General features: G+C 70.6%; 12 protein-coding genes. 5 read left to right on the top strand and 7 right to left on the bottom strand.

Annotated features, from left to right (window positions below):
- Positions 1–122: 122 nt before the first annotated feature.
- The 3 genes from AB0I53_RS40300 to eccCa all read right to left on the bottom strand — a co-directional run bounded on the left by AB0I53_RS40300 (position 123) and on the right by eccCa (position 5,929).
- Positions 123–1,295, bottom strand: coding sequence for a hypothetical protein (locus AB0I53_RS40300; protein ID WP_358614323.1), 1,173 nt, complete (start codon positions 1,293–1,295; stop codon positions 123–125).
- 11 nt (positions 1,296–1,306) lie between these two features.
- Positions 1,307–1,744 carry a hypothetical protein gene (locus tag AB0I53_RS40295; protein ID WP_358614322.1) on the bottom strand — a complete coding sequence of 146 codons (438 nt, stop codon included), beginning with the start codon at positions 1,742–1,744 and terminating at the stop codon, positions 1,307–1,309.
- A gap of 222 nt (positions 1,745–1,966) precedes the next feature.
- On the bottom strand, positions 1,967–5,929 hold the full coding sequence (gene eccCa / locus AB0I53_RS40290) for a type VII secretion protein EccCa (RefSeq protein WP_358614321.1): 3,963 nt from the start codon (positions 5,927–5,929) through the stop codon (positions 1,967–1,969).
- 129 nt (positions 5,930–6,058) lie between these two features.
- Between eccCa and AB0I53_RS40285 the strand changes: the two genes are divergently transcribed.
- The 3 genes from AB0I53_RS40285 (at position 6,059) to AB0I53_RS40275 (ending at position 7,553) form a co-directional block, all read left to right on the top strand.
- Positions 6,059–6,394: a hypothetical protein gene (locus AB0I53_RS40285; protein WP_358614320.1), complete on the top strand. Its 336-nt coding sequence runs from the start codon at positions 6,059–6,061 to the stop codon at positions 6,392–6,394.
- Between the two features lie 12 nt (positions 6,395–6,406).
- Positions 6,407–6,703, top strand: coding sequence for a hypothetical protein (locus AB0I53_RS40280; protein ID WP_358614319.1), 297 nt, complete (start codon positions 6,407–6,409; stop codon positions 6,701–6,703).
- Between the two features lie 211 nt (positions 6,704–6,914).
- The gene (locus AB0I53_RS40275; protein WP_358614318.1) at positions 6,915–7,553 is read left to right on the top strand and encodes a DUF4360 domain-containing protein; all 639 of its coding nucleotides are present in this window, start codon (positions 6,915–6,917) and stop codon (positions 7,551–7,553) included.
- Between the two features lie 11 nt (positions 7,554–7,564).
- Here AB0I53_RS40275 and mycP read toward each other — a convergent pair whose 3' ends face one another.
- On the bottom strand, positions 7,565–8,851 hold the full coding sequence (gene mycP, locus AB0I53_RS40270; RefSeq protein ID WP_358614317.1) for a type VII secretion-associated serine protease mycosin: 1,287 nt from the start codon (positions 8,849–8,851) through the stop codon (positions 7,565–7,567).
- Positions 8,852–9,030: 179 nt separating this feature from the next.
- Positions 9,031–9,954, bottom strand: coding sequence for an NmrA family NAD(P)-binding protein (locus AB0I53_RS40265; protein ID WP_358614316.1), 924 nt, complete (start codon positions 9,952–9,954; stop codon positions 9,031–9,033).
- 101 nt (positions 9,955–10,055) lie between these two features.
- Here AB0I53_RS40265 and AB0I53_RS40260 point away from each other — a divergent pair, with 101 nt between their 5' ends.
- On the top strand, positions 10,056–10,622 hold the full coding sequence (locus tag AB0I53_RS40260; RefSeq protein WP_358614315.1) for a helix-turn-helix domain-containing protein: 567 nt from the start codon (positions 10,056–10,058) through the stop codon (positions 10,620–10,622).
- A gap of 140 nt (positions 10,623–10,762) precedes the next feature.
- Here AB0I53_RS40260 and AB0I53_RS40255 read toward each other — a convergent pair whose 3' ends face one another.
- Together AB0I53_RS40255 and AB0I53_RS40250 are read right to left on the bottom strand one after the other, a co-directional pair.
- Positions 10,763–11,539: an NAD(P)-binding domain-containing protein gene (locus AB0I53_RS40255; RefSeq protein ID WP_358614314.1), complete on the bottom strand. Its 777-nt coding sequence runs from the start codon at positions 11,537–11,539 to the stop codon at positions 10,763–10,765.
- Complete coding sequence (locus AB0I53_RS40250) at positions 11,536–11,730, bottom strand: hypothetical protein (protein WP_358614313.1); 195 nt, start codon at positions 11,728–11,730, stop codon at positions 11,536–11,538. Before AB0I53_RS40250 ends, AB0I53_RS40255 begins: the two co-directional genes overlap by 4 nt.
- Positions 11,731–11,860: 130 nt before the next feature.
- Between AB0I53_RS40250 and AB0I53_RS40245 the strand changes: the two genes are divergently transcribed.
- Positions 11,861–12,394 carry an Lrp/AsnC family transcriptional regulator gene (locus AB0I53_RS40245; protein ID WP_358614312.1) on the top strand — a complete coding sequence of 178 codons (534 nt, stop codon included), beginning with the start codon at positions 11,861–11,863 and terminating at the stop codon, positions 12,392–12,394.
- Positions 12,395–12,410: the final 16 nt, after the last annotated feature.

Here is a 12,410-nt window from a genome sequence, read left to right as displayed (position 1 = left end):
GGGGGGGGGGCGGGCTCGTGGTGCCGGGCGCGGCCCCCCTGCCTCCGGGGGGCGTTTTTTTGTGTGATCTCACTTCCCCCAAAAACCCCCCCAGGGCCCCGGAGTGCACTGCGGCGAAACGGTTATCTGCGTGTTGCGGGCGGATTCACCTGCCACAGCTCGTCATCGAGCAGCCGGGCGGGGCCGGCTTCGGTCTCGGGGGTGCGCCGGCCGCTCGTCCGGTGGAAGGCCGCCGGCTCGTCGCCGCCGGAGCGGCCGCGCAGGCTCTCCGGCACACCGTCGGTTCCGGCCGGCTTGCGCTTGCTTTCGGTACGGCCGGCGGACTGCTCGGCGGAGCCCGGCCGCAGCGTGCCCGCCGCGCCCTGGCCTGCGGACGGCGGGATCATCGGCGGCGGCATCGCGCCCGCGACCGGTTTCGTCCCGGCCGCGGCGGCGGTTCCCGGTTTCACCTCGGCGGCCAGGCTGGGCGCCCGCTTGCCCGCTACCGGCTTCGCCAGCGGCATCGTGCCCGATCCGGCTGCCGCTCCTGCCCAGCCCAGCCCTCCCGTCGGCACCGGCGGGCCGGACGCCGACGGCAGCCCGGCACCGAGGTGCGCGTTCGGGACCGGGCCGGTCACGGGCGTCGCCCCGGCCAGCGACGGCCCGGTCGCGCCGGAGACGTCCGGTGCGGTCGCGCCGTCGGTCATCGACGACGCCAGGTTCTGCAGTTCCGACAGGACGTCCATCCCGGCGTTCGCCGCCTTGAGGAAATCGGCCGGGGAGCCTTCAACGACGGGGATTCCGCCCTTCGGCGCGGGCAGCACGTCGCCCGGCGACTGGAGCCCGGAGGCCGCGACCACCTTGAGCATCGACATGTCGAACTGCGCGCCCAGGGCCGACATCCGCGCGCCGGCCGCCTGCTGGAACGCCGGGGCCGTCCACGCGGTGAGCGGGTTGGACATGGCGGCCATGTAGGACTCGTAGAGGCCGGTCACGGTCCCGAGCGCCTCCGGGATCGCGCCGGCCAGCGTGGTCAGCGTCTCGACCGGCTGGGCCGCGTCGATCCGGTCGGCCCACATGGTCAGCTCGGCCAGCGACCGCTGGACCTTCTCCTCGTGCGCCCGTCCGGCGTCGTCCTTCCAATGTGGAGCGAGCTCGCCCGCGCGGGTGTGCAGCTCCACCCTGGCCTCTTCGATCCAGGCGCGGACCTCGGTCCACATCCGCGCCGCGTCGGCGAGGACGGCGACGTTCGCCTGCTCGGCGGTGATCATCGCCATGTGCGCCTCGATGGGCAGCAGGTTGTAGGGGATTGCCATGGGTGCCCTCCTCAGGCGGCGCTGGTCGGGGAGGTGGTTCCGGGAGCGGTCTTCCCGGGCTCGTCGCCCGGTTCCGTGGCGGGACTGGCGGATTGCTGGCCGAACGTCCCGCCCGCCTGCTTCAGCATGCCGAGCCCTTTGTTCGCGAGCTTCAAGGCCGAGGCGGTCAGCGTGAGCGCGCTGGCCACGTCGGCGGCGCTGTAGGTCGCCGCGGCCGCCTTGACCTTCGCGGAGTCGGTCACCAGGTCCTCGGTCACCTTGGTCAGATACGTGGCCATGGCCGCCGTGGCCGCCTTGTCCAGCACGGACATCGCGATGCCCTCGAACAGGCCGGACAGGTTCGGCGGTGTCCCCAGTCGCGTGAGCGACGGCGGCATCGGGGGAGCGGTGAGCCGACTGGAGAACGCGCTCATCGCCTCGGTGTTGCCGTTGACTTCTGCTGCGGGCATACGCCCCTCCTCAATGTCCGGCGCGGTGTCGCGCGTTGCGGTTCGGGTCGATCTGCTTCATCCGCCCGGCTCCTCGTCGAGCAGCCGGGCGGTGCCTGTCTCCGCGGCGCCCGGCATTTCCGCTGGATTGCCATGGGTTTTCGCGCCTCACCTGCTTGCCCCTGCTCAGCGAAGCACGTTGGCCGGTCGCGGTGGGCGCCGCGACAGCAACCGGCCACTCGGCTATGCGCTTGGCGGGAGCCAGGCGATCTGGACCTGGTCCTTCTGCCCGCGGCGGTCGACCAGCCAGCCGCGGCCCGGCGGCAGCACCTGGGCGCGCATGCCGCCCAGCAGCGGGCCCTCGTCCCGGTCGCCGGACATCATCAGGCCGGGCGTGCCGACCTCCCGCAGCCGCGCCAGGAACGGCTCGAACAGCCCTCGCCCGGCCCCGCCGGAGCGGCGCGCCAGCACGACGTGCAGCCCGATGTCGGCGCCCTGCGCCGCCAGCGGCAGCAGCGACATCAGCGGGTGCTCCTGGTGCGTGGCCACCATGTCGTAGTCGTCGACGAGCACGAAGATCTCCGGTCCCTGCCACCAGTTCCGGGCGCGCAGCTGCTCCGGCGTGATGTCCTGTCCCGGCAGCCGCTTGGTCAGCTGGCCTGCCACCTCCGCCAGCAGGCCGCGGCTGTGCGCGTCGTTGGTGCCGGTGCCGAGCAGGTGCTCCTCGCCGATCTCGCCGAGCAGCCCGCGGCGGTGGTCGACGAGCACGATCCGCGCCTCGCTCGGCGAGTACGCCTGGCAGATCCGCCGGGCCAGCACCCGCAGGAACGAGGTCTTGCCGGATTCGGTGTCGGCCAGCAGGAAGAAGTGCGGGTCGGCGTTGAAGTCCAGCCGCATCGGGGAGAGGTCGCGCTCGTGGATGCCGACCGCGAGCCCCGCCTCGTCCCCGGTGAGCGCGTCGGCGGCGGGCAGCCCGTCGTAGGGCAGCACTCCCGGCAGCAGCCGCACTGACGGCGCGGGCTCACCCGGCCAGGCCGCCGCGACCGACTCGACCAGCGCGCCGACGCCGCCGGCCAGATCGCCGGCCTCGCTCACCCCGTCGATCCTGGGCAACGCCACCAGCATCTGGTGCCCGCTCATCGCGAGGCCCCGCCCCGGCGAGTCGGCGGGCACGCTCATCGCGGCGCGCCGGTCGACGATGGAGTCGATCGGGTCGCCGATCTTCAGCTCCAGCCTGCTGGCGAACAGATCCCGGACGTTCATCCGCAGCTCGAAGGAGCGGGCGCAGGACGCCACCACGTGCACGCCGTAGGACAGGCCGCGGGCGGCGATGTCGCCGACGACCTCCTCCAGGTCGTTGAAGTCGTTGCGCAGCGTCTGCCAGCCGTCGATCACCAGGAAGACGTCGCCGTGCGGATGCTCGGCGAACCGGCCCTCGGCGCGCAGCCTGCGGTAGGTGGCGATGCCGTCGATCTGGTGCTCGGCGAACATCCGCTCCCGCTGGGCGAGCAGCGTCGCCACCTCGGCGACGGTGCGCCGGACCGCGCCGGTGTCCAAACGCCCCGACACGCCCGCGACGTGCGGCAGGCCGGCGATCGAGGCGAGCGTGCCGCCGCCGAAGTCCAGGCCGTAGAACTGGACTTCGCGCGGCGTGTGGGTGAGCGCGAGGCTGGTGATCAGGGTGCGCAGGGCGGTGCTCTTGCCGGTCTGCGGGGCTCCGAGCACCAGCACGTGCCCGGCGGCCCCGGACAGGTCCAGCACCAGCGGGTCGCGCCGCTGCTCCAGCGGCCGGTCCACGATGCCGAGCACCGGGCGAAGAGTGCCGACCGGGGCCGCGGTCAGCCCGCGCAGGGGATCGGTGGTCAACGGCGGCAGCACGGCGTCCAGGGACGGCGAGTCGGACAGCGGCGGCAGCCAGACCTGGTGCGCAGGCGTGCCCTGGCCCTGCAACCGGTCCACCAGGACGTCCAGCAGGGTTTCGCCGACGGCGGTGTCCTCTTCGGCTTCCGGCTCCTCCACGACGTCGTCGACGCCGGGCTCTGCCGCGAGGTAAGTGGTCGTGTATTCGTGCAGCGCCAGCCGTTCGCCGGAGGCCGCGGCCACGCCGGTTCCGGTTGCGCTCTGGTAGACGCCGGAGACGTAGGCGGAGCGGAACCGGTCCATCGGCTCGGTGCCGACCTTGAGGAATCCGTGCCCGGGAGCTCTCGGCAGCCGGAAGGCGTCGGGCACGCCGAGCACCGCCCGGCTTTCCATCTCGGAGAAGGTGCGCAGTCCGATCCGGTAGGACAGATGGGTTTCCAGGCCGCGCAGGCGGCCTTCGTCCAGTCGCTGCGAGGCGAGCAGGAGGTGCACGCCGAGCGAGCGGCCGACCCGTCCGATCTGGACGAACAGGTCGATGAACTCCGGCTTGGCGGAGAGCAGTTCGGAGAACTCGTCGCAGATCACCAGCAGCGTCGGCACCTCGGGCAGCGGGGCCCCGGCGGCGCGGGCCTTCTCGTAGTCGCGCAGGGACGCGAAGTCGCCCGCCGCGCGCAGCAGCTCCTGGCGGCGGATCAGCTCGCCGTTGATCGCGTCGGTCATCCGGTCGACCAGGTGCAGTTCCTCGGCCAGGTTGGTGATCACCGCGCTGGTGTGCGGCAACGCGTCCAGCCGGGCGAACGTGGCGCCGCCCTTGAAGTCGACCAGCGCGAAGTTCAGGGAGTTCGGCGGGTGGGTGACGGCCAGCGCCAGCACGAGGGTGCGCAGCAGCTCCGACTTGCCGGAGCCGGTGGCGCCGACCAGCAGGCCGTGCGGGCCCATGCCGTCCTGGGCCGACTCCTTCAGGTCGATCTCGATGGGAACGCCGTCGGCCCGGATGCCGAGCTTCACCCGCAGCCGGTCCCGGTTCGGCCGCGGAGCCCAGGTGTCGGCCGGGTCGAGCTCGTACGGGTCGCCCAGCTCCAGCAGGTCGCCCAGGCCCAGCTCGCTGGTCATCGGCGTGTCGCCGCGGACGCCGGCGGTCAGCCGCAGCGGGGCCAACTGCCGGGCCAGGCCCTCGGCCGCGGCCGGGCCGAGCGAGTCCGCGCGGCCGACCGGGGCGGCACCGTCGATGGTCTCGCTGCCCAGCTCGCCGTCGGCGGCCACGTCCAGCACCACCGCGGTCCGGTCCAGCGCCCTCGGCGGCGTGGTGGTCAGGTCCACCACGGTCACGCCTTCCACGCCGCCGCCGGTCATCAGGTGATCGGAACCGGCGACCGAGCCGCCGTCGAGCACCACCACCAGGTGCGGGCCCGGGATGCGGGCCTTCGCCTCCGGGTCGAAGCGCGGCCGCTTGGCGAGCTCGTCCTCCAGCAACGATTCCAGCGCCGGAATTCCCTGCGCCACCAGGCGAACCGGCCCGACCGCGTCGGTGCGCTCCGGGTGCAGCGCGTGCGGCAGCCACTTGACCCACTCCCAGTCCGCGCGGCGCTCCTTGTCCGCGCACACCGCGATCCGCAGGTCATCCGGCGAATGCGAGGTGGCCAGCTGCGCGAGCATCGCGCGCAGCACGCCCAGCGCCGCGTCGCGGTCGCCGCGCAGGTAGATCCGGCTGAACCCGTTGACCGCGATCGCGATCGGCAACCGGTCCACTGTGGAGTATGTGGTGACGAACCTGCGCAGCGCCAGCGCGGACAGCGGTTCCAGCTCCTCCAGCGGTTTGGTGTCGGGGGCGACCAGCATGACCGTCGGGCGTTGCGCGCCGCGGCCGATCCGGGCGACGCCGAAATCCGGATCGTCCTTGCGCCGCTCCCACAGCCGGTAGCTCGCCGCCACCGACCACAGCGAGGCGGGATCCGGGTGCAGGTACTCCATCGCCGCGCGCTGCCCGCGCACCGACCGCCGGAACCGCAGCCGGTGCTGGGCGAGGTGGCGCAGGTACTTGCGCCGGGCGTGGCCCATCTCGCGCTTGCTCGGGCCGCCGCTCTGCAGGAATCCCATGACGACCATGCCGAGCATCGCCACGCCCATCAGCCCGTACATGACGAAGCGGATGGAGCCGCCCATCGAACCGGAGAACATCAGCATCATGCCCGCCGTCATGGCCACCATGGGCAGGACCATGAACACCTGCGTCCACTGCCGACCGGGCGGCGGCGGGATCTCCGGCGGAGCCTGCAGGATCAGCTCGCCGGCCGGCATCTCCGGCGCCGGTCTGCGGGCCGGCCTCTTCACCACGACTGTCGCCATGTCCGAGATGGTTCGCGATCCGCGGCGGCGGGCGCGGGCGATGGCAGGAACGTGCCGTGCGCAGGTGCGGGGACGGTTCGGCGCTCTAGCTTCGGCACCGGAACCGCATGTTGAGCAGAGGAGGGGTGGATGGTTTCCAACCAGGCCCACATCGACTTCGGGGCGATGCAGCACCTGGTCGCCTTGACCGAGAACAGCCAACGCGAGCAGAACGGCGCGAGCGTGGGCCACAGCCAGCGCAACAGCGAGACGGTCCAGGGTGGACTGTTGGGATCGCCGCAGGTGGCGGCCTTCTCGGTCGGCCAGAACCGCGACGACCAGTGGCGGAAGGTCTCGGACCACAACCAGCTCCTGGTCGACAACAACAACCAGTTGCTGTCCGTGTACGACGGCGGCCAGGACGCCGCCCAAAGCGTGCTGGCGGCGCCGGACTACGGCACCGCGAGCGTCATCAACCCGACCTGAAGGGAGTAGCACATGGCGACCGGCGGCGAATTCAAGATCGTCTTCGACATGATGGAGACGGCGATGGGCGATGCCCAGAAGACCGCGGCCCAGATCGGAGACTACTTCGACGGGCAGGTCCAGAACGCGATGAACGTCAACCACTTCGACGAGGCCCACCAGCAGATGTCCCAGTCCTACCAGCTGCGCCAGAAGGAAACCGGGTACTGGCAGGAGGGGCTGAACGCGGAGGGCGGCGCCTACGGCAACGTCGGCGACATCGGCAACCAGACGCTGCGGCACGGCATCAACATCGTCACCAACATCTAGGGACCACCTGCCCCACCGGATGCCCGGCGCGACACCGCGCCGGGCATCCGGCGTTGTCCGTCCCATTTCGCGTGCTCATTAACAGTTTTCGGGAAGCTCCCGTTTTTAGACCGTTCAGAGGCGTGCGCGCCGACCGTTCCCGCCGCTAATCTCATCGCAGTTTCACGGCAGTGGAGTCTTGTCTGTTCGCTTTCAATGAAGGGCGTTCGCCATGTTCGCTGCGCTATCGGCTGCTGCTTTGACGGCCTTGACCATGATTTCCCCCGCGGGCTTCGCCGACGATGTCCCGCCGCCGACCGGCAAGATCACCATAGACGTCGCAACGGTGAACGGCTCGGGGTGCCCGGCGGGAACCGCCGCGGTCGCGGTGTCGCCGGACAACACCTCGTTCACCGTGAGCTACAGCGACTACCTGGCCAAGGTGGGCCCGGGTACGAATCCCACCGATTTCCGCAAGAACTGCCAGCTCAACCTGATCGTCAACATTCCGCAGGGGTTCACCTACGGAATCGCCAGCGCCGACTACCGCGGTTTCGCCCATCTCGAAGCGGGGGCGACCGGGCTGGAGAAGGCGAGCTACTATTTCCAGGGAATGTCGGAGACGGATTATTTCGAGACGCCCTTTTCCGGCCCGCTGAGCGATAACTGGCAGGTGACCGACTCCACCGAGGTCGGCGCGATCGTCTACAAGCCGTGCGGTGAACAGCGCAACTTCAACATCAACACCGAACTGCGGGTGGACGCAGGCGCCTCGGACCCGTCGAAGACGAGTTTCATGTCGATGGACTCCACCGACGGCAACATCGATACCACCTACCACTTCGAGTGGAAGGAATGCCCGAAGCCGTAGCGGAATCGGGCTCACCGCTCGGAGATGAGGAAGATCTGTTCCGGCGGCTCGACGGCGGCGGGTTCGGCGGGCACCGACGCCGCCCGGCCCGCCCGCCAGCGGCGCCGTCGTCCGCGCGGCAAGACCACCGCCATCGCCGCGGCCAGCCCGACCACGCCGGCCGCGGCGATGGTCAGCCATTTCGCAGTGTCCGACGTGTTCTGCTCCCATTCGATCCGGTCGAGCAGCGCCTGATCCGGTGGCTGCGGGACGTGCGCGGGCAGCGCCGCCGGGCTGTCGAGGTCGAGCCCGTCCGTCACCGCCCGGTACGGGTTGACCAGGCCCGCTCCGTAGCCGTCGCCGTCCGCGCCGCCGCGCGCCGGGCTGGCGGTGGCCATCAGCCGCTGGGCGACCTCGGCGGCGGTGAGCTGGGGCCAGGCGGCGCGTACCAGCGCCGCGGTCCCGGCCACGAACGGCGCGGCGAAGCTGGTGCCGTCGACGTAGGTGTGACCGTCCACTCTGGTCGTGGCGAGCACCTTCTCGCCCGGCGCGACGAGGTCCACGTACCGGCCGATCTGCGAGCCGGACATCCGGGCGCCGTCGATGTCCACGGCGCCGACTCCGAGCACGCCGTCGTACGCGGCCGGGTAGGACGGCAGTTCGGCGCTCGCGTCCCGCTGCGCGTTGCCTGCCGCGGCCACCACCAGCACGTCCTTGGCCACCGCGTACGCGACCGCGCCCCGGATGGCGGGGTAGTCGTCCAGGCCGGCAAGGGACAGGTTGATCACCTTCGCGCCCTGGTCCGCGGCGTAGCGGATGCCGCCTGCCACCACCTGCGGGTCGATCCGCAGCGACTCGCCGCGATCGCCGACGTCCCGGTCGCTGATCCGCACCGGCAGAATCGCCGCGTCCGGCGCGACCCCGTGGAAGCCGACGCCGGGCACCGGATCGGCGGCGATGATCCCGGCCACCCCGGTGCCGTGGGAGACGCAGTCGAACGCGCCCGGCAGCGCGCCCGTCAGGTAGAAGTCGCGGCCCGCCAACACCTTTCCCGGCCTGCGCAGCTGCGGATGGTCGGCGTCGACGCCGGAGTCGACGACTGCGACCAGCACCCCGGAGCCCCTGCTGTGCGGCCAGGCGAGTTGCGCGTCGAGGACCTGCTGTGCCCACGGCTGCTCCCGCACCTGAGGCCGTGCGGGCTCCGGATCGTGGCAGGCGCCGGACGGGGGAGCGGCGTCCGCCACGGCACCGCCGGTGATCTGAAGCGCAGTCGCGGCCAGCACTGCGGCGGCGACGAGCAGCACTCGATGTCGTCTCATCTCCACCATGTTCTTGCCGGTGCGGGCCGCATCGCGCCTCGTGGCCGCAACAGGCCACCCGGCTCCGGAACGAGGAATTGCCAAATGGACGGCTTGGGTGGGTATCAGGGTTGTGTTCGTGCGTCATAGCCGGAGAGGACATGGCCTTCCTGGCGAACCGGGCCAGTCCCGGAGTCTTGTCAGGCCTTGGCTCGCATGTGCTCCTGCGCCCATTCCTCGAAGCTGGTGAGCGGGATGCCGAGATCCCTCGCGTATTGGGGGCGGCCCGGCTGGCCGGCCACGTTGAGCCACTCGTGCGAGGCGCCCATCGTCGGCATTCCGGCGGCGAGGGCCTCCTCTTCGGTCATGTCCGGCGCGGGCAGTTGCGTGCCCAGGGCGCGGGAGAGGGCCTCGGCGATCTCCGTCATCGACAGGTAGTCGCTCGCCAGCTCAAGCTCGACCCCGTCGAATCGCTCCGGCGCGGCGATGGCCGCGGCGGCCGCCCTGCCGATGTCGTCCACCGCGACGAGGGACAGCCGGGTCTCGGGGTTCAGGACGCTCACCAGGCCGCCCTCGATGCCGCGCGGGAACAAGAAGGCCATGGAGGGGAGGAAGTTCTCCATGAAGAAGCCCGGTTTGAGGAGTGTCCAGTGCCGGAAGCCGGCCGCGTGGACCCGGTCCTGGATCGCGGCCTTGGCGCCGAGGGTGGGTTCCATCGACGCCCAGCGTCCTTCGGCCCAGCCGGGAGTTTCGGTGTGCTGGCCGGCGCCGGTGACGGACGTGTGCACGAACTGCGGCACTCCGGCGGCCAACGCGGCCTCGATGAGGTTGACGCCCTGGGCCACCTCTCCTGCGAAATCGGGGCCTTCTGCGGTCATGCCGGGCATCTGCACGGAGAAGACGGCGCGGGCGCCCTCGGCGGCCCGGATCACGGAATCGCGGTCGTGAAGATCGCCGGTGACCAGTTCGGCGCCGAGTGCCTCGACGGCCTTCGCCCGGTCGGTGCTCGGGTCGCGCACCAGGGCGCGGACGGGAACGCCCGCCGCGAGCAGGGCACGGGCGGTGGCGCCGCCCTGTTTGCCGGTGGCGCCGCTGACCAGGACGGGCGCGGAATCTCTGGACATGCTGCTCCTCGGATGCTCGTCCATTAAACGGCGGGGTCCACCGTTTCCGCTCCGGTACGATACGGCGGGGCCCGCCACTTAGCAAGGACGGAGGCGACGCCATGCCCGACCGCCAGCGCGCCGACGCCCGGCGCAACTACACGCGCATCCTCGCCGTGGCAGAGGAGGAGGTCGCTGCGCATGGCGCCGGCGCGTCCCTGGAACAGATCGCCCGCACCGCGGGCGTGGGCTCGGCGACCGTGCGCCGACACTTCCCCACCCGCCGCGCACTGTTGGAGGCGGTTTCCCAGAAACGGATCCAGGCCCTGTGCGTCCGTGCCCAGGACCTGACCGGCGAGGGCGACAGCCGCAACGCACTCCTGGAATGGCTGAGCGACGTCGTCGCCTACTGCGTCTCCGCCCGAGGACTGGCGGCCGCGCTGGCCTACGACGACGCCGAGTCCGACCCGGCGCACGAGAACACCTGCTCGGCGGCGCTGGAAGAAGCCGCAGAACCACTGCTGCGCCGCGCCGCGCAGGATGGCGCGGTCGCAACAGGAGCCACTGTCGCAGACCTGATCACGCTGATCGTCGGGATCGCCCTGGCCACGGAGCACTACCCCGACCCTGCCGCCGCAGCGGACCGGTTGTTCCGGCTGGCCGTGGCGGGACTGAGCCCGCAGAGCTGAACAACACCGAGAACGGGCCTGCACGGGCCGACCTTCTCCACATCGATGTGGGCCATGTGCCCCGGCCGGCGGTGATCATCTGTGGTTCGCGGTTCGCGGTTGGCGTCACCGTTGCTGGAACTGCTTTCGCCACGGGCGTCTTAGGGGTCTTGCGTGAGTCGCTTGTAGATGTCATCGAGGGCACGGCGGAGAGCGGCAGTGTTTCCTTGGTCGAGCCAGCTCGTCCGTAGTTGTTGGTTGATACCGCCCGGGGTTTCGTGCGCGGCGGCGAGTTCGGACAGGCTGCGCCTCCGGTCGGTCAGCGTGCCGCCAACGCCCAGGAACATGCTGCGCACGTAGCGGTCTACCTCGGTGGGATCGACGCCGTGGTGGACGGCCCACCCGGCAATGGTGTCCAGGTAGTGCAGGTGTGCGGCGATTGTTCCCGTCGTGGACCAGAGCGCGGCGAAGATCGCGCTGTCGGGCATCGCGAGGGTGCCGCCAAGGCGGTCGAACAGGCCCTCGACCGTGGGGTGTGCGGGGTAGATGGCGGTGATGCCTTGCCGTTGCCGCACAGCAGGTAGCGGGATGGCGCGAACGATCGTGACGTGATCGCCCACGTGCCGGCGTAGCGATTCGCGTGACACTCCGGCGACGGCGCTGACGACGATCCGGTCGCGTGGCATCCGGACGTCTGCGAGCGCGTCGCGGACGTCATCGCTGCGAACGGTGAGGATCACCAGCGGTGCGTTGTCCACGACGGTTTGGTTGTCGGCACAGATGTGTACGGTGCTGTGCTTTTGCGCCAGCTCGCTGGCCGTCGTTGCGTTGCGCGGTGAGAGGAACAACTCTGGTGCGTCGCTGGGTTGGGAGCAGAGGCCGTCCACGATGGCTGCGGCGATCGCGCCGACTCCGATGATGCCGATGGCGCCTGTCATGTTGAGCTCCCGACGTCGAGGTGGTCGATCAGGTTCGCGAAGGCCGCAGGACTGGGGTTGGCGCCGGTGATGAGGGCTGCGACCGCGGGATCGGCGGAAGCGGCGACCTCGGCGGCAGGCCGAACCTCGTCCATGTCCGTTCCGGCCTCGACGACGTGCGCGCCGAAGGCTTCCGTGCGGGCACGCTTCACAGGGCTGCCAGATCCGTCGGCGCTGGTGTTCTGGGTTCCGAAGGGAGTGGATCAGCCATGACCGGAACGCTATGCGGAACCGCATGGGAACCGCTTGCGAAGTTTGCGCCCGGACGCAAGAATTTTGCGCGTGCCGCAGTTCAACAGAACATGGGACGAGATCGACATCCGATTGCTCGACCTGCTGCAGTCAGACGCCGACCAGACCCTGCGCGAACTCGGCGATCAGGTCGGCCTCTCGCCCAGCGCCGTGCAGCGCCGCATCACCCACTACAAGACCGCGGGCCTGATGCGCACCGTGGCCGTCGTCGACACCGACCGCGCAGGCTCCCTGGCTCAAGCACTCGTCATGCTGACGCTGGCCGAGGAATCGCCGGACCACCACCGTCGCATCAGCGAACGGCTCCGGGCACAGCCCGAAGTGCAGCAGTGCTACGCCGTGTCCGGTCGATGGGATTACGCCGTGCTTCTCGCCGCCCCAACGGTCCGTGCCCTGCGGGACCTGAGCAACGCGCTCTTCAAGGCCGACGAGAACATCCGCCGATACGACACGATGTTCATCTTTGACACCGTCAAGAGCGGATCAGCCTTACCCGGCCGACTCCTGCTCCAGCCGGCCCAGCGTTCCGGGTGGAACGCTGGGCCGGACTTGTCAGGTGCCTGATCTTCTCCGGATGGCA

It is taken from the genome of Saccharopolyspora sp. NPDC050389 (assembly GCF_040655595.1).
Classification (GTDB): Bacteria; Actinomycetota; Actinomycetes; order Mycobacteriales; family Pseudonocardiaceae; genus Saccharopolyspora.
This window is presented reverse-complemented; position numbering and strand designations above follow the sequence as displayed.

Bases quoted from the DNA above. Each gene is read 5' to 3' on its own strand.
- AB0I53_RS40265 (WP_358614316.1), bottom strand. From the start codon at position 9,954: ATGTCCAGAGATTCCGCGCCCGTCCTGGTCAGCGGCGCCACCGGCAAA.
- AB0I53_RS40295 (WP_358614322.1), bottom strand. From the start codon at position 1,744: ATGCCCGCAGCAGAAGTCAACGGCAACACCGAGGCGATGAGCGCGTTC.
- AB0I53_RS40255 (WP_358614314.1), bottom strand. From the start codon at position 11,539: ATGACAGGCGCCATCGGCATCATCGGAGTCGGCGCGATCGCCGCAGCC.
- AB0I53_RS40275 (WP_358614318.1), top strand. From the start codon at position 6,915: ATGTTCGCTGCGCTATCGGCTGCTGCTTTGACGGCCTTGACCATGATT.
- AB0I53_RS40280 (WP_358614319.1), top strand. From the start codon at position 6,407: ATGGCGACCGGCGGCGAATTCAAGATCGTCTTCGACATGATGGAGACG.
- AB0I53_RS40285 (WP_358614320.1), top strand. From the start codon at position 6,059: ATGGTTTCCAACCAGGCCCACATCGACTTCGGGGCGATGCAGCACCTG.
- eccCa (WP_358614321.1), bottom strand. From the start codon at position 5,929: ATGGCGACAGTCGTGGTGAAGAGGCCGGCCCGCAGACCGGCGCCGGAG.
- AB0I53_RS40300 (WP_358614323.1), bottom strand. From the start codon at position 1,295: ATGGCAATCCCCTACAACCTGCTGCCCATCGAGGCGCACATGGCGATG.
- mycP (WP_358614317.1), bottom strand. From the start codon at position 8,851: ATGAGACGACATCGAGTGCTGCTCGTCGCCGCCGCAGTGCTGGCCGCG.
- AB0I53_RS40260 (WP_358614315.1), top strand. From the start codon at position 10,056: ATGCCCGACCGCCAGCGCGCCGACGCCCGGCGCAACTACACGCGCATC.